Annotated in this window: 19 protein-coding genes; 14 read left to right on the forward strand and 5 right to left on the reverse strand. The window is 71.0% G+C overall.

Annotated features, from left to right (window positions below):
* Positions 1-30 precede the first annotated feature (30 nt).
* Entirely contained in the window at positions 31-732 is a 702-nt protein-coding gene (locus ABZS71_RS02205; RefSeq protein WP_356206752.1) for a peptidoglycan recognition family protein, read from the reverse strand.
* A 168-nt stretch (positions 733-900) separates the two neighbouring features.
* Between ABZS71_RS02205 and ABZS71_RS02210 the strand changes: the two genes are divergently transcribed.
* The 4 genes from ABZS71_RS02210 (at position 901) to ABZS71_RS02225 (ending at position 6,683) form a co-directional block, all read left to right on the forward strand.
* Entirely contained in the window at positions 901-1,812 is a 912-nt protein-coding gene (locus ABZS71_RS02210; RefSeq protein ID WP_356206755.1) for a TIGR03619 family F420-dependent LLM class oxidoreductase, read from the forward strand.
* Between the two features lie 78 nt (positions 1,813-1,890).
* Positions 1,891-3,042: a tRNA 2-thiouridine(34) synthase MnmA gene (gene mnmA / locus ABZS71_RS02215; protein WP_356206757.1), complete on the forward strand. Its 1,152-nt coding sequence runs from the start codon at positions 1,891-1,893 to the stop codon at positions 3,040-3,042.
* Positions 3,043-3,289: 247 nt separating this feature from the next.
* Entirely contained in the window at positions 3,290-4,399 is a 1,110-nt protein-coding gene (locus tag ABZS71_RS02220) for a PASTA domain-containing protein (protein ID WP_356206759.1), read from the forward strand.
* An 811-nt stretch (positions 4,400-5,210) separates the two neighbouring features.
* Entirely contained in the window at positions 5,211-6,683 is a 1,473-nt protein-coding gene (locus tag ABZS71_RS02225) for a methyltransferase domain-containing protein (RefSeq protein ID WP_355847725.1), read from the forward strand.
* A 402-nt stretch (positions 6,684-7,085) separates the two neighbouring features.
* Here ABZS71_RS02225 and ABZS71_RS02230 read toward each other — a convergent pair whose 3' ends face one another.
* Positions 7,086-7,346 (reverse strand): DUF397 domain-containing protein, encoded by a 261-nt coding sequence (locus ABZS71_RS02230; RefSeq protein ID WP_356206761.1) that lies wholly within the window; start codon positions 7,344-7,346, stop codon positions 7,086-7,088.
* A complete protein-coding gene (locus tag ABZS71_RS02235; RefSeq protein ID WP_356206875.1) occupies positions 7,343-7,744 on the reverse strand; it encodes a Scr1 family TA system antitoxin-like transcriptional regulator in 402 nt (133 codons plus the stop codon). Before ABZS71_RS02235 ends, ABZS71_RS02230 begins: the two co-directional genes overlap by 4 nt.
* Here ABZS71_RS02235 and ABZS71_RS02240 point away from each other — a divergent pair.
* The 3 genes from ABZS71_RS02240 to ABZS71_RS02250 all read left to right on the forward strand — a co-directional run bounded on the left by ABZS71_RS02240 (position 7,666) and on the right by ABZS71_RS02250 (position 9,230).
* Positions 7,666-7,833, forward strand: a complete 168-nt coding sequence (locus tag ABZS71_RS02240; protein ID WP_356206764.1) for a hypothetical protein — start codon at positions 7,666-7,668, stop codon at positions 7,831-7,833. The genes ABZS71_RS02235 and ABZS71_RS02240 overlap by 79 nt on opposite strands.
* Before the next feature lie 10 nt (positions 7,834-7,843).
* On the forward strand, positions 7,844-8,371 hold the full coding sequence (locus ABZS71_RS02245; protein ID WP_355847734.1) for a TIGR00730 family Rossman fold protein: 528 nt from the start codon (positions 7,844-7,846) through the stop codon (positions 8,369-8,371).
* A 169-nt stretch (positions 8,372-8,540) separates the two neighbouring features.
* Complete coding sequence (locus ABZS71_RS02250; protein WP_355847737.1) at positions 8,541-9,230, forward strand: SDR family oxidoreductase; 690 nt, start codon at positions 8,541-8,543, stop codon at positions 9,228-9,230.
* A 16-nt stretch (positions 9,231-9,246) separates the two neighbouring features.
* On the opposite strand, the gene ABZS71_RS02255 is transcribed toward ABZS71_RS02250, so the two are convergent.
* Both ABZS71_RS02255 and ABZS71_RS02260 read right to left on the reverse strand, forming a co-directional pair.
* Positions 9,247-9,618 (reverse strand): PQQ-binding-like beta-propeller repeat protein, encoded by a 372-nt coding sequence (locus ABZS71_RS02255; RefSeq protein WP_356206766.1) that lies wholly within the window; start codon positions 9,616-9,618, stop codon positions 9,247-9,249.
* Positions 9,501-9,959, reverse strand: a complete 459-nt coding sequence (locus ABZS71_RS02260; RefSeq protein WP_356206889.1) for a hypothetical protein — start codon at positions 9,957-9,959, stop codon at positions 9,501-9,503. Before ABZS71_RS02260 ends, ABZS71_RS02255 begins: the two co-directional genes overlap by 118 nt.
* 108 nt (positions 9,960-10,067) lie before the next feature.
* Here ABZS71_RS02260 and ABZS71_RS02265 point away from each other — a divergent pair, with 108 nt between their 5' ends.
* The 7 genes from ABZS71_RS02265 (at position 10,068) to gatB (ending at position 20,327) form a co-directional block, all read left to right on the forward strand.
* Positions 10,068-11,084, forward strand: a complete 1,017-nt coding sequence (locus tag ABZS71_RS02265; protein ID WP_356206769.1) for a methionine synthase — start codon at positions 10,068-10,070, stop codon at positions 11,082-11,084.
* A gap of 15 nt (positions 11,085-11,099) precedes the next feature.
* Complete coding sequence (gene ligA, locus ABZS71_RS02270) at positions 11,100-13,319, forward strand: NAD-dependent DNA ligase LigA (RefSeq protein ID WP_356206771.1); 2,220 nt, start codon at positions 11,100-11,102, stop codon at positions 13,317-13,319.
* 283 nt (positions 13,320-13,602) lie between these two features.
* Complete coding sequence (locus ABZS71_RS02275; protein ID WP_355847749.1) at positions 13,603-15,717, forward strand: EAL domain-containing protein; 2,115 nt, start codon at positions 13,603-13,605, stop codon at positions 15,715-15,717.
* 1,058 nt (positions 15,718-16,775) lie between these two features.
* The gene (gene gatC, locus ABZS71_RS02280) at positions 16,776-17,072 is read left to right on the forward strand and encodes an Asp-tRNA(Asn)/Glu-tRNA(Gln) amidotransferase subunit GatC (RefSeq protein WP_355847753.1); all 297 of its coding nucleotides are present in this window, start codon (positions 16,776-16,778) and stop codon (positions 17,070-17,072) included.
* Between the two features lie 5 nt (positions 17,073-17,077).
* Positions 17,078-18,571: an Asp-tRNA(Asn)/Glu-tRNA(Gln) amidotransferase subunit GatA gene (gene gatA, locus ABZS71_RS02285; RefSeq protein WP_356206774.1), complete on the forward strand. Its 1,494-nt coding sequence runs from the start codon at positions 17,078-17,080 to the stop codon at positions 18,569-18,571.
* Positions 18,568-18,807 carry a hypothetical protein gene (locus ABZS71_RS02290; RefSeq protein ID WP_355847758.1) on the forward strand — a complete coding sequence of 80 codons (240 nt, stop codon included), beginning with the start codon at positions 18,568-18,570 and terminating at the stop codon, positions 18,805-18,807. The genes gatA and ABZS71_RS02290 overlap by 4 nt, the downstream gene beginning before the upstream one ends.
* A gap of 14 nt (positions 18,808-18,821) precedes the next feature.
* Positions 18,822-20,327, forward strand: a complete 1,506-nt coding sequence (gene gatB / locus ABZS71_RS02295) for an Asp-tRNA(Asn)/Glu-tRNA(Gln) amidotransferase subunit GatB (protein ID WP_356206776.1) — start codon at positions 18,822-18,824, stop codon at positions 20,325-20,327.
* The last annotated feature ends 8 nt before the right edge of the window (positions 20,328-20,335 follow it).

The raw sequence follows: 20,335 nt of genomic DNA on the forward strand, positions 1-20,335 counted from the left end.
GCCCCGCCCGCCCATCCGGCTCGTGGCGACTCATCCGGCTCGTGGCGAGGACCCGGGACCGGGCCGCACCGCCCGCACCAGGCGCAGATAGCGGCCCCAGTCCCAGTGGCGGCCCGGATCGGTGTGGTCGGTCCCCGGCACCTGCACATGGCCGACGATGTGCTCGCGGTCCCGCGGTATGCCGTATCGCTCGCAGATCGCCGCGGTCAGCCGGGCCGAGGAGCGGTACATCGCGTCCGTGAACGAGCTCGCCCGGCTGACGTACCCCTCGTGCTCGATGCCGATGCTGCGCTCGTTGTACGGGCGGTTGCCCGCGTGGAACGCCACGTCCGACTCACGGACCATCTGCGCTATACGGCCGTCGCGGCGCACCACATAGTGCGCCGCGGCGCGGTGTCCGGGGTCCCGGAAGACCCTCACCGCGTCCTGGAAGCTGCCCTGGACGACATGGATCACCACCCGGTCGACGGTGTAGTCGTACGGCCGGTCCGCCCGCCGCCAGTTCGCCCCCGAGGCGGCGATCCACTCCGCGCCCGGCTGGTCGACCGCCCCCTTCTCGCGCGGCTGGTCCACCCCAAGCAGCCGCCACCACAGCCGGGCCGGCTCGTCCCGCGCGGCGTACCCGGCGACTCCGGCCGCGCCGAGCCCGGCCGCGGTGGTGCCGAGCAGCACGGTGCGCCGGCTCACGCCGCTGCCGGCGCGGCGCCCCTCGCCGGTCGTGGTCTCGCTCATGGACCGCTCAACGCGTGGGGGAGGCCCTCCGGTTCCGCCATCGGGGATCATGGCGGGATCCGTATGTACCGGGGAGCCGCCCTCTGGCCCCACGGGTAACCGGAGGTTGAACTAACGAAGATCCATCCATGTTCGCCATGACCACCAGCACGATGAGGAGCTGACGGTATGCGCATCGGGTTCGCCCTTCCCCAGTTCGGTGAGCTGGCCCACCATCCGGAGGACATCGCGCGGTTCGCGCGCCGGGCCGAGGAGCTCGGCGCGGACAGTCTGTGGGTCGGAGACCGGCTGCTCGCCCCCGTCCATCCCACCGTCGGCTACGCGGGCACCGATACGATCCCGCCGGAGTTCCGTACCGCTCTTGACCCCTTCACCCTGCTGGCCACCGCCGCCGCGGCCACCGAGCGGGTCCAGCTCGGCACCAATGTGATCAACGCGCCCTGGTATCCGCCCGCGATGCTCGCCCGCTCCCTCACCACCGTCGATCTGCTGAGCGCGGGCCGGCTGCTGGTCGGGCTCGGCACCGGCTGGTCCCCCGAGGAGTACGAGGCGGTGAACGTGCCGATGGCGGAGCGCGGCCGCCGCCTCGACGAGTCCATCGACGCCCTGACCGCCTGGTGGACCGAGAACCCGGTCGAGTACCGCGGCCGGCACTGGACCGTGCCCGCCGGCCATGTCGACCTCAAACCGGCCTCCCGCCCCCACCCGCCGATCTACCTCGCCGCCTTCGCCCCCGCCGCCCTCCGCCGGGTGGCCCGGCGCGCCGACGGCTGGCTGCCGATCGCGATCGTCCCGGGAAAGCCCGGGGGCCCCGACCCCGTGGCCGCCCTCGCCGAGCAGCTGGGCGCGGTGCGGGAGGCGGTCGAGCGGGAGGGGCGGGATCCGGCCCGGTTCGACGCGATCCTGCGGATCAACCCCGACGCCGTCGCCTCCGTCGAGGACATCGTGACCACCCTGGTCCGGGCGGAGCGGGAGGCGGGCATCCAGCACGCCTTCGTCGACATGATCTACCTCGCGAACGAGGTCGACCAGGCGCTGGACACCGTCCAGCGTGTCCTGGAGCGTGCCCGCGGAAACTGAGGCGGGGGCAGGCCCCAGGCGTGGCCGGAACCCATCTCATTAGTCGTCGCACATGCGGCGACTTATGCTGGCTGGGTTATGACTGACTTCCCCGGTGCGCCCACAGGTCCCCGCGACGGCCGTCGCCTGCGTGTCCTCGCCGCCATGTCCGGCGGCGTGGACTCCGCGGTCGCCGCCGCCCGCGCGGCCGAGGCGGGCCACGATGTGACCGGCGTCCACCTCGCGCTCTCCGCCAACCCGCAGTCCTTCCGTACCGGCGCCCGGGGCTGCTGCACCATCGAGGACTCGCGCGACGCCCGGCGCGCCGCCGATGTCATCGGCATCCCGTTCTACGTCTGGGACCTGGCCGAGCGCTTCCGCGAGGACGTGGTCGAGGACTTCATCGCCGAGTACCAGGCGGGCCGCACCCCCAATCCGTGCCTGCGCTGCAACGAGAAGATCAAGTTCGCGGCGCTGCTGGACAAGGCGCTGGCCCTCGGCTTCGACGCCGTCTGCACCGGCCACTACGCCACGGTCGTACAGCGCGAGGACGGCACCCGTGAGCTGCACCGCGCCAGCGATATGGCCAAGGACCAGTCGTACGTCCTCGGCGTCCTCGACGAGCGTCAGCTCGCCCATGCGATGTTCCCCCTCGGCGACACCCTGACCACCAAGGACGAGATCCGCGCGGAGGCCGAGCGGCGGGGGCTCGCCGTCGCCAAGAAGCCCGACAGCCATGACATCTGCTTCATCGCGGACGGCGACACCCAGGGCTTCCTCGCGAACCACCTCGGCACGGCCGAGGGCGACATCGTCGACGAGGACGGCCGTAAGCTCGGCAGCCACGAGGGTGCGTACGGCTTCACCATCGGCCAGCGCAAGGGCCTGCGCATCGGCCACCCCGCGCCCGACGGCAAGCCGCGCTATGTCCTGGACATCTCCCCGGTGAACAACACGGTCACCGTCGGCCCCGCCGAAGCCCTGGACGTCTCCGCCCTCACCGCCATCAAGCCCCGCTGGTGCGGAGCCCCTCCGATGGGCCCCGGCACCTACACCGCCCAGCTGCGTGCCCACGGCGGCGAGACCGAGGTGACGGCGGAGCCGCTGGGAGACGCCGAGCTCCACGTCACCTTCGCCGAGCCGGTCCGGGGCGTGGCCCCGGGCCAGGCGATCGTCCTGTACGACGGCACCCGCGTCGTTGGCTCGGCCACGATCGCCACGACGGAGCGCGCGCCGGCGGTCGCTCGGTAGCCCCACTCCGCACGGTCCGCGTGTCGGCCCGGGCGCGCGTCGGCCCGGGCGCGCGGGGCGCGGGGGCGCGGGGGCGCGCTGAGGAGCGCGTACCTGCACCGCTGCCACACCTCTGGTGCGGCGGAATGCCGCTGAGACCGCCGAGGCGTATTCGGGTAAATCAACTCGATAAGTCGCAACCGGGCGGTTTGCGGAGACCTCTCCCACGGGGAACCTGGCTTTCAGGAAATCGGGGGGAGAACAGAACATGAGGGTTCGTGCGGTACGTCGCCGTCGTGGCAGGGTCGGACGAGCGATATCCGCCCTGCTGGTGCTGGTCGTCGGGATGGGCCTGCTGGCGAACGGCTGCGTGAAGAAGGCCGCCGTCGCGGCGGAGGCGGTCGGCATGGTCGCCGAGTCGCCGTTCTTCACACGGCTGAGCGGCGGTGACCGCGACGGGGTCAGGCCCGTGGCGGGCGGCGGGGAGCAATCCGGCGCGAAGAAGGGGCTGTTCGGCGGCAGCCTCAGCAAAAAGCGGTGCAAGACAGGCGCGTTGGTCAGCTTCCTGCTCGACCCCGGGAACCGGAAGAAGGCACTGGCCTGGGCCGAGGCGCTGGGCATCGATGTGAGCGACATCAAGAAATTCATCGCCACGCTGACGCCCGTGCTGCTGGGAAACGACACCCTCGTACGCAACCACCGCTTCAAGGGCGGCAAGGCGGAGGGGTATGACGCCCTGCTTCAGGCCGGTATCGCGGTTCTGGTCGACGAGCGGGGCGTGCCGGTCGTCAAGTGCAATTGCGGGAACCCGCTGAAGGAGCCCAAGCACGGCCTGGGTGACATCAAGGTCGAGATACCGGACCACCTGGGCGAGCGGTGGAAGCACGACAAGGACAAGGACGTGATCGTCCGCCCCGGCAAGAAGAAGGTCGGCAAGTTCGTGCTGCGGGACGTCGACCGGCCCGGCAGGGTCATCGACCGCCCGGTCGGCCCCGCCACCGGCGACACCACCCGCAAGGACACGGGCAGCGACGCCTCGGACAGCGGCGACGGTGAGGGAGTCCTCGTCCCCGACCTTCAGGGCATGTCCCGGGAGGAGGCGACCCGTACGCTGGCGCAGGCGGGTCTGACCGCCCAGATCACCGAGGAGCCGTCCGGCACGGCCGGCGCCGGCACGGTCATCACCCAGAGCCCGGACCCGGGCACCTCGCTGGAGCCGGGCGCCACCGTCACCCTCGTCATCGCCACGGCGAGCGTGGGCCCCGAGCCGACGGGGCCGGTGGCCGAGCCCACGGAGCCCGAGCCGCCCCTTCCCTCGGTGGAACCCACACAGCCGGAGCCGTCCACCGAGCCGACGCCGCAGCAGACCCCGGGCTGATCCGCGTCTGTCCGCGGCGGGACACGACCCGTTTCATTTTCCTCGGAATGCGGTGAATTCACATCACCGGCCATCGGAAATAATCCGCGGATCACTTCGACTGATGTATGGATAAGAAATAGTCGATTTGAATTATCGGGTCATGAGAGGCAGGATTCAAAACCGCCCCCGCCGCATTCGTCAAACGGCACCCGTATGTCCGCGTACGGGCGGGCCTCATTCGAGAGGGAGAATCCCAGTGGCGCATCCGCCTCAGCCTCCGTCCCATCGGCCACCGCATCCTCCGCCCCCTGCCGGGCCGGTCCGTGGCCGACGCCGCGGCCGGGCCAAGCCTTCCGCGGCGGCCGTCGTCGTCAGCGTGGCGGTGGCGGTGGCGCCTAACCGGATTCCCGCTCGTCCGAGGCTCTGATGTTCCTGGCCGGCTGGGCCGCCACCGAGCAACCCACCCCGCGGACATGACCCGGTTCGCCCTGTGCATGCGTATATGCCACCATTAGTTCCATTTGGTGAAGTTGCGATTCCTGGGATTTACGCACAATTGGCTCTGCGGGTGGCATGTATCTTGTGATATCGGGAATGTGCACCGGCGGGCAACGGGTGCCGTTGTCCGCTGTCTCAGCACCGGAGGTTCGTTATTTCTGCGCGATCTGTACAGAAATTCGGCGACAATCCATTCGACGTCCGGGACACCGATCATTACACCGAGGAGTACGTACCGAGCTTCGTCGAAAAATGGGACTCGCTCATCGACTGGGAAAGGCGGACGGAAAGCGAGGGGGCGTTTTTCATCGACCTCCTGCGGGAGCGTGGCGTGAAGAAGGTCCTCGATGTGGCCACGGGGACCGGTTTTCATTCGGTGCGGCTACTGGAAGCCGGATTCGAGACCGTGAGTGCCGATGGCAGCGCCGAGATGCTCGCCCAGGCATTCGACAACGGACTCAAGCACGGAGAACACATCCTCCGCGTCGTACATGCGGACTGGCGCTGGCTCAATCGCGACGCGCACGGCGAGTACGACGCCATTGTCTGCCTCGGGAACTCCTTCACCCACCTGTTCTCGGAGCGTGACCGACGCAAGGCGCTCGCGGAGTTCTACGCGATGCTCAAGCACGACGGAATCCTCGTCCTCGACCAGCGCAACTACGACGCGATCCTCGATCGCGGCTACACCAGCAAGCATGTGTACTACTACTGCGGAGAGGACGTCGCCGTCGAGCCGGAGTACGTGGACGAGGGGCTGGTGCGCATGCGCTACAGCTTCCCCGACGAATCCGTCTACCACCTGAACATGTTCCCGCTGCGCAAGGACTACACGCGCAGGCTCATGCAGGAGGTCGGCTTTCAGCGGATCGAGACGTACGGCGACTTCCAGCACACCCACCGGGAGGAGCAGCCCGACTTCTTCATCCACGTCGCGGAAAAGGAATACCGAATGACGGCGGAGCCGGTCGTGGAGTATTCCCAAGCCGTCGGCACCGCACGCGACTACTACAACTCCGCGGACGCCGACGCCTTCTACTCCCATGTCTGGGGAGGGGAAGACATCCACATCGGCATGTACGACAGGCCCGACGAGCCGATTGCCGATGCCAGCAGGCGCACCGTGGCGCACATGGCGCGACAGCTCGACCTCACGCCGTCCTCCGTTGTGCTCGATCTCGGGGCGGGCTTCGGCGGCTCCGCGCGCTACCTGGCCGAGACGTACGGCTGCAGCGTCATCGCCCTCAATCTCAGCGACGTGGAAAACGCCCGTCACCGTGCGCTGAACGCCGAGCGCGGGCTGAGCGAGGCCATCGAGGTGGTGGACGGCTCCTTCGAGAGCATCCCGCTCCCCGACCACAGCGTCGACATGGTCTGGTCCCAGGACGCCCTACTGCACAGCGGCAACCGCGCCCGCCCCCTGGAAGAGGCCGCCCGCGTGCTGCGCCCCGGCGGCCACTTGATCTTCACCGACCCCATGGCGGTCGACGGCTGCCCGCCCGAGACGCTGCGCCCCATCCTGGACCGCATCCACCTGGAGGACATGGGCTCGCCCGACTTCTACCGCCATGAGCTGGCGCGACTTGGGTTCACCGAGGTCGGCGGCGGCTTCGAGGAACACCGAGAGCAACTGACAACCCACTACGCCCGGGTGCTGGACGAGACCCTCCGCCAGGAGGCCGACGGCCTGGCCGGCCAGGTGAGCGCCGACTACCTCGCGCGCATGAAGAAAGGTCTTACCAACTGGGTCGAGGGCGGCAGAAACAACCATGTGACATGGGGCATCTTCCATTTCACGCGGTGACCCCAGCGGCCGGGGCGGGCCCACCCCGCCCCCGGTCGCCCCCCGCCCGTCGCGGGCCCGCCCCACCGGCTATCGGCCCGCCGGCCCCTGGCGCCGCCCCACCGGCTGACGCCTATCCGGCAACTGGCACGACCAGCCCAAACGGGCATGGCACCGGGCGGCGGAACGCTCCGGTGGTTGGCTGCGGGCATCGTCTCGCGCGCTTCGCGCGGGGGAGCATCGGGCGGGGTGGGGCGCGGGTGACCGTGCCGTCGCCGTCCGGGAGGCCGGTATCGGCGCCAGGGGCGGGTGCCTTTTCTCAATTGCTTGATGAAGTAGTTGCGGCAGATCAAGCATTTTTTTGGGGCCGGGGGAGGGGGAGCGCCGACGCCACCCCGAAGCGCGCGAGGCGAAACCCGCACATCAGTTGTCGGCGGCGACGGGCTGCCGGGCGGCGAAGGCCACGAAGGCGGACCAGGCGGGTGCGGTGACGGTGAGGGGCGGTATCGCGGTGTCCTTGGAGTCGCGGATGTGTATGGCATGGGCGCAGGCGGCCACCTCGACGCACGCTTCGTCTTGGCCGCCGCTGTAGCTGGACTTGCGCCACTCGACGGCGACTTCGACGCAGGCTTGGCCCTCGCCGCCGCTGTAACTGCTCTTGAACCATGCCAGTTCGGTGCTCATTGGTCTCCTGCCAGCAGTCGCTTGATGAAGGTCACCGATGACTCGGGGTCCAGGGCTTGCGACTGGATGGTGCCATAGCGATGGCTGAGCACGCTCACGTCTTCGGGGTCCGTCAGGAAGTAACTGCCACGCTGCCCCTCGACGTAACCGATGGTGCGGTGATCCGGGGTCTCCAGCAAGACCATGGGGCCGTCGACACCGGCATTGGTCTCCCGAGAGTTCGGCATGATCTGTAGCTGGAGGTTGTGCAGTTCGGCGCACTTCAGCAGGTGACGCAGCTGGCCCTCCCATACCGCCCTGCGCAGACCAGATCGAGGCCATGCAGCTGACCATCGGCGAGGAGCTGCTGCGCCACGCGCGGGCGATGCTCGCCGACCCCAAGATCCCGCGCGGTGAATTCCGTTTCCTCTCCGCCCGGCTCACCGAGGCGCTGCACGACGCGATCCGCGTGGCGCGCAGTCGGGAGACTGTCAGGGGCGGCTCGTAGAGTGACCGGCATGAATATCTGCGTCTTCTGCTCCGCCGCCGATCTCGACGCCCGCTACACCGCTCCCGCCCGGGAGTTCGCCGAGCTGATCGGGAAGGGCGGGCACACCCTTGTCTGGGGCGGGTCGGATGTCGGGCTGATGAAGGTCATGGCGGACGGGGTGCAGGAGAACGGGGGGCGGCTGGTCGGGATATCGGTGGAGTTCCTGGCGGAGAAGGCCCGTAAGAACGCCGACGAGATGGTGGTCGCCAAGGATCTCGCCGAGCGCAAGGCGCAGCTGCTCGCGCGGGCGGACGCGGTGGTGGTCATGGTGGGCGGGACCGGGACGCTGGACGAGGCGACCGAGATCCTGGAGCTGAAGAAGCACGGGCTGCACATCAAGCCGGTGGTGCTGCTCAACGCGGCCGGGTTCTACGACGGGCTGAAGCAGCAGTTCCAGCGGATGGAGGAGGAGGGCTTCCTGCCCCGCCCGCTGGGCGAGCTGGTCTTCTTCGCGGAGGACGGTGCGGCGGCGATGGCGTATCTGGAGGCCGTTTAGTCCCCTGGCCCCAGGCCGAGCCGATACATGATGAAGGCGACCGGCGGGAAGGCCGCCGGCGCGTAGTGCGCGGGATTGCGCCAAGCCCGGGCGGGGAGGGCCGGCGCCCCGTCGTCTCGACGAACGGGTCGTCGTCGGGTCGGCGGGACCAGTGGGGCAAGCTGGGGGCATGGGAACGCATCTGATCACTGGGGCAGGCTCGGGCATCGGCGGGGCGGTCGCGGAGCGGCTGGCCGCGCGCGGCGACGAGCTGTGGCTGCTCGCGCGGGACGCCGGACGGGCGAAGGAGCTGGCGGGACGGTTTCCGGGCGCGCGGACGGTCGTCGGTGACCTGGCGGACCCGGAGAAGCTGTCCTGGGCGCTGAGCCACCAGACGCTGCCCGACCGGCTCGACTCGCTGATGCACATCGCCGGGGTCGTCGACCTGGGGGAGATCGGCGAGCTGACCCCGAAGGCCTGGAACCGGCAGCTCGCCGCCAACCTCGTCGCGCCCGCCGAGCTGACCCGGCTGCTGCTGCCGCAGCTGCGGCTGGCGCAGGGCCATGTCATCTTCGTCAACTCCGGCGCCGGGCTGCGCGCCAACGCCCAGTGGGGCGCGTACGCCGCCAGCAAGCACGGGCTCAAGGCGCTGGCCGACGCGCTGCGCTGGGAGGAGAGCGGCAACGGTGTACGGGTGACGACCGTCTACCCGGGCCGGACGGCCACGCCGATGCAGGTGAAGGTGCACCAGCAGGAGGGCAAGGAGTACGACCCAGAGCGCTGGATGGCGCCGGAGACGGTCGCGATGACCGTCCTCGCGGCGCTCGATCTGCCGTGTGACGCGGAGATCACCGACCTTCAGGTGCGGCCCCGAGGCTGAGCCGGGGATGCGTCCGTCAGCCGCCGATGACGGCGAGGTCGGGGTCGCGGTTGGTGAACATCCCTGACCGGCCGACGGCGACCACACCATCCCGCGCGACCCACGGGTCGAGGACCTGCTCTTCGTCGCCGTCCAGGGGCAGCTTCGGCAATGCGGCGGTGTGCAGCAGGCAGTGCCAGCGCACCGCTCCACTCCGCCTGTCGATTCCGGGCACGGTGTCATCGCCGTAGGACGAGCGCGGGCAGGAGGCGCGGATCGCGACCGCGGTCCCTACGGTGAAGCTGACCGCGCCGGTCGTCCGGCAGTTCTTCGGGAGGTCGGCCGGCCACGCCCGCTTGCCGCTCTTCGCGTCGAAAGCCGTGAGCTCGCCGCTTCGGGATGCCAGCACTTCGCCGCCTGCGATCCGCAGTGCCTCCTGCGAATCACTGTCGGCTTGCCGGTGCGCAGATCACGGGCCACCAGGCCACGGCTGTTGCCCATCTCGTCGTCGTCGGCCTCGTGGAAGGACAGCCCGCCGAAGATCGCCGCGGTGTCGCGGATCTGCTTTCGTACGACGCGGTCGGGCGCCGCCGGGACGCCGCGGCCGAGCGGGGTGGGGAACGCGCCCTCCGCCCCGCTGTTGTGCTCGTGGTAGTCCGTCGGCCGCAGGTGCTCCCACGCCTGCCAGCCGCCGATGTCCAGCGCGAGCGCCCACGGTGTGCGCGGCCGTCGCCGCGTTGCCTTCGTCATGTTCCCCCTGGTTCTCATGGCATGACCGTGACACCTCAGCGGTGCGACCTTGGACGACGGACGCCCTGCCCTCCGAGGCATGGCCCCCGAGCGGACTACCCTTCCCGGGTGAGCGAGAAGACGACCAACAGGCACAGCTGGGGCACGGGGGCCGCGAGCGGCGTCGGATCGATGCCGGGCGGCGACGCGCGGGAGGCCGCGAAGACCGTCACCGGGTCGCTGGATGCCCTTCCGTACCTTCCGGAGCTGCCCGCGCGGGGGCCCGGCGCGGACATGATCGGGCGGACCGCCGGGATGCTCGTCGAGCTGTACGCCCACGTGGAGCCGAGCGGCTGGCGGATCAGCGACCGGGCGGGGCGGGACACCCGGCGGGCCCGGTCCTGGCTGGGAGAGGACCTCGACGCGCTGGAGGAGTTCACCCAGGGGTACCAGGGTGCGCTCAAGGTGTCGGCCGTCGGGCCGTGGACCCTGGCCGCCTCCCTCGAGCTGCGCAACGGGGAGGTCGCGCTGAGCGACCCGGGCGCCCGCCGCGATCTGACGTCCTCGCTGGCCGAGGGGGTGCGCGCCCATCTGGCGGAGGTACGCCGCAGGGTGCCCGGCGCCGAGGTGGTGCTGCAGCTCGACGAGCCGTCGCTGACGTCGGTGCTGCGCGGGAGCGTCCGTACGGCCAGCGGCTACCGCACGCACGCCGCCGTGGAACGGGGCGTGGCCGAGGGCGCGCTGCGGGATCTGGTGACGGCGGCGGACGGGCCCGTGGTGGTGCACTCGTGCGCGCCCGCCGTGCCGTTCGGGCTGCTGCGGCGCGCGGGCGTCAGCGGGATCTCCTTCGACCTGTCGCTGCTCACGGAGAGTGAGGAAGAGGCGATCGGGGAAGCCGTGGAGGGGGGTACGGCGCTGCTCATCGGCGCGGTGCCGGGCACGGACAGCACGTTGTCGGACCCTGCGGGTAGCGTCAGGGGTGTCAGGACGCTGTGGCGCAGGCTGGGGCTGACGCCGGGGGCTCTCGCGGAGTCCGTGGTGATCACTCCGTCGTGCGGGCTGGCGGGCGCTTCGCCCGCGTACGCACGCGCCGCGCTGGCCCACTGTGTCCGGGCGGCGAGATCGCTCGCGGACAACCCTGAGTAACGGGAGGACCATACGGTGGCCGGCGAACAGCAGTCGACAGTCCCCGCTGAGGTGCGGGACCAGCACGCCAAGCTCGCTGAGCAGATCGAGGAGCACCGCTTCCGGTACTACGTCAAGGACGCCCCGATCATCAGCGACGCGGAGTTCGACGAGCTGATGCGCGAGCTGGAGGCCCTGGAGGAGAAGTACCCCGAGCTCCGGACGCCCGACTCGCCCACCCAGAAGGTCGCGGGCGCGTACAAGACGGAGTTCACCGAGGTCCAGCACCGCGAGCGGATGCTCAGCCTGGACAACGCCTTCGACGACGAGGAGTTGGAGGCCTGGGCCGACCGCATCGCCAGGGAGCTCGGCGACACCACGTACCACTTCCTGTGCGAGCTCAAGGTGGACGGCCTCGCGGTCAATCTGACCTATGAGCGGGGGCGGCTGACCCGCGCCGCGACGCGGGGCGACGGGCGCACCGGCGAGGACATCACCCCCAATGTGCGCACCATCGCGGGGATCCCCAACCGGCTGAAGGGCGACGGGATTCCGGAGCTGGTGGAGGTCCGCGGCGAGATCTACTTCCCCCGGGACCGTTTTGAGGAGCTCAACGCCCGGCTGGTGGAGGCCGGAAAGCCGCCCTTCGCCAACCCGCGGAACGCGGCGGCCGGTTCGGTGCGGCAGAAGGATCCCAAGGTCACCGCGAGCCGGCCGCTGCGCATGGTGGTGCACGGCATCGGCGCGCGCGAGGGCTTCGACATCGACCGCCTCTCCCAGGCGTATGAGCGGCTGCACCAGTGGGGGCTGCCGACCGCGGCCCACTACAAGGTCGTGGACTCCCTGGAGGGCGTGCGGGAGTACATCAGGTACTACGAGGACAGCAAGCACCGGCACTCGCTGGAGCACGAGATCGACGGTGTGGTCGTCAAGATCGACGAGATCCCGCTGCAGGGTCGGCTCGGCTCCACCTCGCGGGCGCCGCGCTGGGCGATCGCCTGGAAGTTCCCGCCCGAGGAGGTCACCACCAAGCTGCGCGACATCCGGGTCGGCGTGGGGCGTACGGGGCGCGTGACGCCGTACGCGGTGGTCGAGCCGGTCACGGTGGCGGGCTCGGAGGTCGAGTTCGCGACGCTGCACAACCAGGACGTGGTCAAGGCCAAGGGTGTGCTGATCGGCGACACCGTGGTGCTGCGCAAGGCCGGCGATGTCATTCCGGAGATCGTGGGGCCGGTCGTCGACCTCAGGGACGGCACCGAGCGCGAGTTCGTGATGCCGTCCGAATGCCCGGAGTGCGGTACGCCGCTGCAGCCCGCCAAGGAGGGCGACGTCGATCTGCGCTGCCCCAACGCGCGCTCCTGCCCGGCACAGCTGCGCGAGCGGGTCTACTACCTCGCGGGCCGCAAATGCCTGGACATCGAGGGCCTCGGCTATGTCGCCGCCACCGCCCTCACCCAGCCGCTGGAGCCCGCCGAGCCGCCGATGAAGGACGAGGGGGATCTGTTCGATCTGAAGGTCGAACAGCTGCTGCCCATCAGGTCGTACGTCCTGGACCCGGACAGCGGACTGCCCAAGCGCGACCCCGAGACGGGCGAGGAGAAGGTCGTCACCTTCTTCGCCAACCAGAAGGGCGAGCCCAAGAAGAACACCCTGGTCATGCTGGCCAATATCGAGGCGGCCAAGCGGCGCCCGCTGGCCCGCTTCATCACCGGTCTTTCGATCCGTCATGTCGGGCCGGTCGCGGCCGCGGCGCTGGCCCGCGAATTCCGTTCCCTGGACCGCATCGCCGAGGCGAGCGAGGAAGAGCTGGCGGCCGTCGAGGGAGTGGGGCCGACCATCGCCGCCTCGGTGAAGCAGTGGTTCACCGTGGACTGGCACCGCGAGATCGTGGAGAAGTGGCGGCGGGCCGGGGCGCGGCTGGAGGAGGAAGGGGGCGAGGCCGAGGAGCCGCGCCCGCTGGAGGGGCTCACCGTCGTGGTCACGGGCACGCTCACATCGCATACGCGGGACGCTGCGAAGGAGGCGCTGCAGAGCCGCGGTGCGAAGGTCACCGGCTCAGTTTCGAAAAAGACCGATTTCGTTGTTGTGGGCGACAATCCCGGTTCGAAGTACGACAAAGCGATGCAGTTGAAGGTTCCCGTGCTCAACGAGGACGGTTTTGCCGTCCTGCTCGAACAGGGGCCCGAAGCGGCGCGAGAGGTCGCGTTGACACCTTCGGAGGAGTCCGGGGAGCCGGAGGAAGAGACGGCGAAGTAGCCCTGGGATCAGCCCATTGGAGTAGTCGGGTCCACCCGTCCGGCGGAGTAGTCCGGCCATCTTGTCCGCACAGCGGTTCAAAGCTGGCCGGATTACGACTGGGAGCACTTCCCGGGCACAGTCGGCGGGCATCACCCTTACAGCGCATACCAGAAGGTTATGGATCGCCGGGTGACATTTGGGCAACCGCCGCCGATCGCCGCCCGCCATGGCCTTCTGCCGCCTACTGTTGAGGTGTGCGCCTGCCGTGGCGCTGGCACCGCCGGCTGTGAGAGGGACGGGTATGAAACCGACCGAAAGCGCCGCTCCGGCGTCGCGGCTGCGCCGGGTTGTGCTGCCCGCGCTGCCCGCCGCGGCAGTCGCCATGGCCGCTTTCGCATTCGGCATCGGAGTATTCCGAGTGCTCGACGCGGGCCATGCGCTCTTTCCCGACGGCACCGAGGGCTGGTCGCTCGCCGTGCTCACCGGAATCATCGTCGGCCATCTGGTCGCCCTCGGCCGTGACCGCTGGTGGGGCGGGACCGGATCCGGCGCCGCGTTAACCCTGGCCGCGCTGCTGCTCTACGGCTGGATGCCGGCCATGCTCGTCAGCCTCGCCGTGGTCGTGCTCGTCGGCGCCGCCCGCCGGCACCGCTGGCGGCAGGCGGTACTGCACGGCGCGGTCGACATCCTCGGGGTCGGCGCCGCCGCCCTCACCCTCGCCGCCTTCGGCACCACCCCCTCCGTCGAACACCCCTGGCGCACCGGCACATGGGATGTGTCCGCCATCCCCCAGACGGCCCTGGCCGCCTTCGTCTACCTCGCGATGACCCGCGCCCTGCTGTGGTACTCCCTCGCGCCGCCCGGCGCCGGACTGCCCACCGTCGCCCGCACCGCCCTCTTCCGGCAGGCCCTCGTCGGCATCGCGCTGCTCGGCATCGCCCCGCTCATCGTCGTCGTAGCCGGGGACACCCCGCTGCTGCTCCCGCTCTTCGCCGTGCCGCTGGTCGCCCTCGACTCCACGCTGTGGATCGCCCGGGTGCGCGCCGAGGAGCAGCTGCGCGATCCGCTCACCGGGCTGCCCAACCGCCAGTGGCTGCTGGAGCGCACCTGGACCGCGCTGGACGAGGCCGAGCGGGCCGGCACCCGTACGGCGCTCGTCCTGCTGGACCTCGACCGCTTCCGTTCGGTGAACGACACCCTGGGCCATCTGGCGGGCGACCGGCTGCTGGTCCAGATCGCCGATCGACTGCGGCTGGCGCTGCCGGGCGGGGCGGAGGTGGCGCGGCTCGGGGGTGACGAGTTCGCGGTGCTGCTGCCCACCACCGACTCGCTCACCAGCGCCCAGCGCACCGCCCGCATCCTCGTCGGCGATCTCGGCTCGCCCCTCGACCTGGACGGGCTGACCCTGGTGCTGGAGGCCAGTGCCGGGGTCGCCGTCTATCCCGACCACGCGCTGGACGCCGAGGGGCTGCTGCGCCGCGCCGACGTCGCCATGTACCAGGCGAAGCGGGACCGCAGCGGCGTCGAGCTGTACGAGGCGCGGCGCGACGGCAACACCCCCGACCGGCTCGGACTGCTCGGCGATCTGCGGCGGGCGCTGGACGCGGGCGATGTCGATCTGCACTACCAGCCCAAGGTCGGCTTCGACGGCCATGTGGCCGGCCTGGAGGCACTCGTACGGTGGGTGCACCCGGACCGGGGGCGGGTGCCGCCGGACGAGTTCATCGCCATGGCCGAGAGCTCCGGGCTGATGCCGCGGCTGACCGAATACGTGCTGGAGACGGCGCTCGGCCAGGTCGCGCGGTGGCGCGCCGACGGTCTGGAGGTGCCGGTCGCCGTCAATGTCTCCCCGCGTGACGTCCACACCCCCGGCTTCGCCGGCGCGGTCGCCGGCCGGCTGGCCCGGCACGGGGTCCCGGCGGGCGCCCTCCAGCTGGAGATAACGGAGCACGTCCTGCTGGAGGACCCCCAGCGGGCCGCCGACACGCTGGCCGGGCTGACCGGGCACGGCGTGAAGATGTCCCTGGACGACTTCGGCACGGGGTATTCGTCGCTGGTGCATCTGCGGCGGCTCCCGGTGAGCGAGCTCAAGATCGACCGCTCCTTCGTGGCCCGGCTGGCCGTGGACAACGAGGACGCCGAGATCGTCCGCTGCACGGTCGATCTCGCACACTCCCTGGGCCTGCTGGTGGTGGCCGAGGGGGTCGAGGACGACGAGACATGGGAGCGGCTGCGGGACCTGGGCTGCGACGCGGTGCAGGGCTGGCTGGTGGCCGCCGCGATGCCGCCGGAGGAGACGACGGCGTGGCTGCGGGCGCGAGGGGAGAGCGGCTGGCGACGCGACGAGGAGGCGCCGCCGGCGGAGGCCGCGGCCGAGGCTGAGGCCGAGGAGGACGCGGACCAGCCGGTCACCTAGCGGTGGGCCCACCAGGCCCCACCCGCCCAGCGCGGGGGCTCGGCCCCCGGACCTGCCTCGGGGCTCGGCCGCCGGCCCCCGCCTCGGCCCCCGGACCCGCCACGGGGCTCGACCGCCGGGCCCGTCACCGGGCTCTGCCCCGGCCCCCCGCCACGGGGCTCGGCCCCCCCGCCACGGGGCTCGGCCCCCGGACCCCACGGGGCTCGGCCCCCGGACCCCGCGGGCTCGGCCCCTGGGCCCCGCCCCGGGCCCCGCCTCGGGGCTCGGCCGCCGGGCCCGTCACGGGGCTCGGCCCCCGGACCCCGCGGGCTCCGCCCCGGCCCCCCGCCACGGGGCTCGGCCCGGTCTTCGCCCGAAACCTTGGCCACTGCCCCCGGCCTCGCCGAGGCTCCGCACGGGCCCCGGTCCGCCGGCCCCCGCTGGGGCAAGCCCCAGGTCTCCGCCTTGCCCTCTTGGGCTGAGCCTCCGGCCTGGGCCCCCGTGGGCTCCGGATGCTGCGCCTGGCCTCGCCGAGGCTCCGCTGGGGCATCGGCCGCTGGCTCAGCCGGGGCGCAAGTCTCTGGGTCCCTCTGGGCCCCGGCCCCCGGGCCCCCGCCGGGGGCTTCGCTCGGGTACCCGGCCGTCGCCCCGCCGGGGGCGAGTCCGCGAGTCCACGGCCCCCAGGGCCCCGCGCACCGTCTGGGCGGGTCCGCCCGGGCCCGCTAGGGCACCGGTCGTGGCCCCCGCTGGGGGCAAGCCCCCGAGTCCGCGAGCCCCCATGGCCCCGCGTACCGGCTCCCGGCGCCCGCCCGGGTCCGCTCGGGCGGGCGCCCGGAGCGTCGGCCTCGCCGGGGCACGTCCCCTGGCCCCTGGGGCCCGCCCCCCCGTACTCCGGCCGGCCCCGCTTGGGGTTCGCCCCCATGGGCGCGCTACGGGCCTGGTCCCGGTGCCGGACGGGGCCGGGGGCCCGGATCGGGAGGGGCGCGAATCCCCGGTGGGGAAAGCGTTTCGCCCCCGGCACGGCGGGAGCCATAGGATTGGCCGGGAAAACACTCCACACTCACCTTGAGGATCGCTGCATGCCTGGCATCACGCGCGAGGAGGTCGCCCACCTCGCCCGGCTGGCGCGTCTGGAGCTGAAGGACGAAGAGCTCGCCCACTTCGCCGGACAGCTGGACGACATCATCGGCGCGGTCGCCCGCGTCTCCGAGGTCGCCGACCAAGACGTACCGCCGACCTCTCACCCGCTGCCGCTGACCAATGTCATGCGCGCGGATGAGGTCCGTCCGTCGCTGACCCCGCAGGAGGCGCTGGCCTGCGCCCCGGCCAAGGAGCAGCAGCGTTTCAAGGTGCCGCAGATTCTGGGGGAGGAGTGACCGCCATGACCGATCTGACCAGGCTCACCGCGGCCGAGATCGCCGCCAAGGTCGCCTCCGGCGAGGTCACCGCCGTCGAGGTCACCGAGGCACATCTGGCCCGTATCGAGGCCGTGGACGAGAAGGTGCACGCCTTCCTCCACGTGGACCGCGAGGGCGCGCTGGTGCAGGCGCGCGCGGTGGACGAGAAGCGGGAGCGCGGCGAGGAGCTGGGCCCGCTGGCCGGGGTGCCGCTCGCGCTCAAGGACATCTTCACCACCAAGGGGATCCCGACCACCGTCGGTTCCAAGATCCTCGAAGGGTGGATCCCGCCGTACGACGCGACGCTGACCAAGCGGCTGCGGGACGCGGACGTGATCGTGCTCGGCAAGACCAACATGGACGAGTTCGCCATGGGGTCCTCGACCGAGAACAGCGCGTTCGGCCCCACCGGCAACCCCTGGGACCTCACCCGTGTCCCCGGCGGCTCCGGCGGCGGCTCCTCCGCCTCGCTCGCCTCCTTCCAGGCCCCGCTCGCCATCGGCACCGACACGGGCGGCTCGATCCGCCAGCCGGCCGCCGTGACCGGCACGGTCGGGGTCAAGCCGACGTACGGGGCGGTGTCCCGCTACGGCATGGTCGCGTTCTCGTCCTCGCTGGACCAGGGCGGCCCGTGTGCCCGTACGGTGCTGGACGCCGCGCTGCTGCACGAGATCATCGCCGGCCACGATCCGCTCGACTCGACCTCGATCGACGCCCCGGTCCCGCCGGTCGTCGAGGCCGCCCGCAACGGAAACGTGAAGGGCATGCGCATCGGCGTCGTCAAGGAGTTCGCGGGCGAGGGCTACCAGGCCGGCGTCATGCAGCGCTTCAACGAGTCGGTGGAGCTGCTGCGCGAGCTGGGCGCCGAGATCGTGGAGATCTCCTGCCCGTCCTTCGACAAGGCGCTGGCCGCGTACTACCTGATCGCGCCGTCGGAGTGCTCGTCCAACCTGGCCCGCTTCGACGCCATGCGCTACGGCCTGCGGGTGGGCGACGACGGGACGAAGTCCGCCGAGGAGGTCACCGCCCTCACCCGTGCGGAGGGCTTCGGTCCGGAGGTCAAGCGCCGCATCATGCTCGGCACGTACGCGCTGAGCTCCGGCTACTACGACGCGTACTACGGCTCCGCGCAGAAGGTCCGTACGCTCATCACCCGGGACTTCGAGAAGGCGTTCGAGCAGGTCGATGTGCTGATCTCGCCGACCACCCCGACCACCGCCTTCCCGATCGGCGAGCGCGCGGACGACCCGATGGCGATGTATCTGGCCGACCTGTGCACGATTCCGGCGAACCTGGCGGGGAACGCGGCAATGTCACTGCCCTGCGGTCTGGCGCCGGAGGACGGTCTGCCGGTCGGTCTGCAGATCATCGCTCCCGCCATGGCCGACGACCGGCTCTACAAGGTCGGTGCCGCGGTCGAGGCCGCGTTCACCGCCACGTGGGGCCACCCGCTGCTTGAGGAGGCACCGTCCCTATGAGTGCGATCAAGAAGGCCAAGGGCTTCAAGAAGTCCAGGCCCGGCACCTACCTGTCCATCGGAACCACGCTGTTCGGCGCGGTCAGCGTGATCAAGCAGGCCAAGAGGGCCCGCTTCGAGAACGACAAGCTGCAGCTGATCGACGCGGTGGTCTCGGCCGCCGCCATCGTCACCGGCGTCGCCCTGCTCGTCCGCGAGCTCAAGCGTCAGGGCGACAACGACGTCCTCGCGGACTGAGAGGTTAGTTTTCCGTGACCGTCACAGAACTGGTGTCGTACGAGGACGCCCTCGCCGCCTACGAGCCCGTGATGGGGCTCGAGGTGCATGTCGAGCTCGGCACCGCGACCAAGATGTTCTGCGGGTGTTCGACGACGCTGGGCGCCGAGCCCAACTCGCAGACCTGCCCCACCTGCCTCGGCCTGCCCGGCTCGCTCCCCGTCGTCAACGCGACCGGCGTCGAGTCCGCCATCAAGATCGGGCTCGCGCTGAACTGCGAGATCGCCGAGTGGTGCCGCTTCGCCCGGAAGAACTACTTCTATCCGGACATGCCGAAGAACTTCCAGACCTCGCAGTACGACGAGCCGATCGCCTTCAACGGCTATCTGGACGTCGAGGTCGACGGCGAGATCTTCCGGGTCGAGATCGAGCGCGCCCATATGGAGGAGGACACCGGCAAGTCCACCCATGTGGGCGGCGCGACGGGCCGTATCCAGGGCGCCTCGCACTCCCTTCTCGACTACAACAGGGCCGGCATCCCGCTCATCGAGATCGTCACCAAGCCGATCGTCGGGGCCGGGGAGAAGGCCCCGGAGGTCGCCAAGGCGTACGTCACCGAGCTGCGTGAGCTCATCAAGGCGCTCGGGGTCTCCGAGGCGCGCATGGAGATGGGCCAGATGCGCTGCGATGTGAACCTGTCGCTGCGCCCGCACGGCGCCGACAAGTTCGGCACCCGCTCCGAGACGAAGAACGTCAACTCGCTGCGGTCGGTGGAGCGGGCGGCGCGCTTCGAGATCCAGCGCCATGCCGCGGTGCTGAGCAGCGGCGGGACGATCATCCAGGAGACCCGGCACTTCCACGAGGAGGACGGCTCCACGACGGCCGGCCGGGTCAAGGAAGAGGCCGAGGACTACCGCTACTTCCCCGAGCCGGACCTGGTGCCGGTCGCCCCGTCCCGCGACTGGGTGGAGGAGCTGCGGGCCGGGCTTCCGGAGCTGCCGCGGGTGCGGCGCAACCGGCTGCGCGAGGAGTGGGGCATCTCCGGGTTCGAGATGCAGTCCGTCCTCAACGCGGGCGCGATCGACCTGATCACCGCCACGATCGACGCGGGTGCGGACGCGGCGTCCGCGCGGAAGTGGTGGATGGGCGAGCTGGCCCGTCGCGCCAACGAGGAGGGCGTGGACCTCGCGGCCCTGCCGATCACTCCGGCGCAGGTCGCGCGGGTGTGCGCGCTCGTCAAGGAGGGCTCGCTCAACGACAAGCTGGCGCGCCAGACCATCGAGGGCGTGCTGGCGGGCGAGGGCGACCCGGACGCGGTCGTCGCCGCCCGTGGCCTCAAGGTCGTCTCGGACGAGGGTGCGCTCGGCACCGCGGTCGACGAGGCGATCGCCGCCAACGCCGCCATCGCGGACAAGATCCGCGGCGGCAAGGTCGCGGCGGCGGGTGCGCTCGTCGGCGCGGTCATGAAGGCCACGCGCGGCCAGGCGGACGCGGCGCGGGTGCGTGAGCTCATCCTGGAGAAGCTGGGCGTCGAGGGCTGACCGGTTGT

The organism is Streptomyces sp. NPDC005393 (assembly GCF_040606675.1).
Classification (GTDB): Bacteria; Actinomycetota; Actinomycetes; order Streptomycetales; family Streptomycetaceae; genus Streptomyces.

Bases quoted from the DNA above. Each gene is read 5' to 3' on its own strand.
- ABZS71_RS02210 (WP_356206755.1), top strand. From the start codon at position 901: ATGCGCATCGGGTTCGCCCTTCCCCAGTTCGGTGAGCTGGCCCACCAT.
- ABZS71_RS02250 (WP_355847737.1), top strand. From the start codon at position 8,541: ATGGGAACGCATCTGATCACTGGGGCAGGCTCGGGCATCGGCGGGGCG.
- ABZS71_RS02240 (WP_356206764.1), top strand. From the start codon at position 7,666: ATGCAGCTGACCATCGGCGAGGAGCTGCTGCGCCACGCGCGGGCGATG.
- ABZS71_RS02220 (WP_356206759.1), top strand. From the start codon at position 3,290: ATGAGGGTTCGTGCGGTACGTCGCCGTCGTGGCAGGGTCGGACGAGCG.
- mnmA (WP_356206757.1), top strand. From the start codon at position 1,891: ATGACTGACTTCCCCGGTGCGCCCACAGGTCCCCGCGACGGCCGTCGC.
- ABZS71_RS02245 (WP_355847734.1), top strand. From the start codon at position 7,844: ATGAATATCTGCGTCTTCTGCTCCGCCGCCGATCTCGACGCCCGCTAC.
- gatC (WP_355847753.1), top strand. From the start codon at position 16,776: ATGCCTGGCATCACGCGCGAGGAGGTCGCCCACCTCGCCCGGCTGGCG.
- ABZS71_RS02290 (WP_355847758.1), top strand. From the start codon at position 18,568: ATGAGTGCGATCAAGAAGGCCAAGGGCTTCAAGAAGTCCAGGCCCGGC.
- ABZS71_RS02205 (WP_356206752.1), bottom strand. From the start codon at position 732: ATGAGCGAGACCACGACCGGCGAGGGGCGCCGCGCCGGCAGCGGCGTG.
- ABZS71_RS02230 (WP_356206761.1), bottom strand. From the start codon at position 7,346: ATGAGCACCGAACTGGCATGGTTCAAGAGCAGTTACAGCGGCGGCGAG.
- gatA (WP_356206774.1), top strand. From the start codon at position 17,078: ATGACCGATCTGACCAGGCTCACCGCGGCCGAGATCGCCGCCAAGGTC.
- ABZS71_RS02260 (WP_356206889.1), bottom strand. From the start codon at position 9,959: ATGACGAAGGCAACGCGGCGACGGCCGCGCACACCGTGGGCGCTCGCG.
- ABZS71_RS02275 (WP_355847749.1), top strand. From the start codon at position 13,603: ATGAAACCGACCGAAAGCGCCGCTCCGGCGTCGCGGCTGCGCCGGGTT.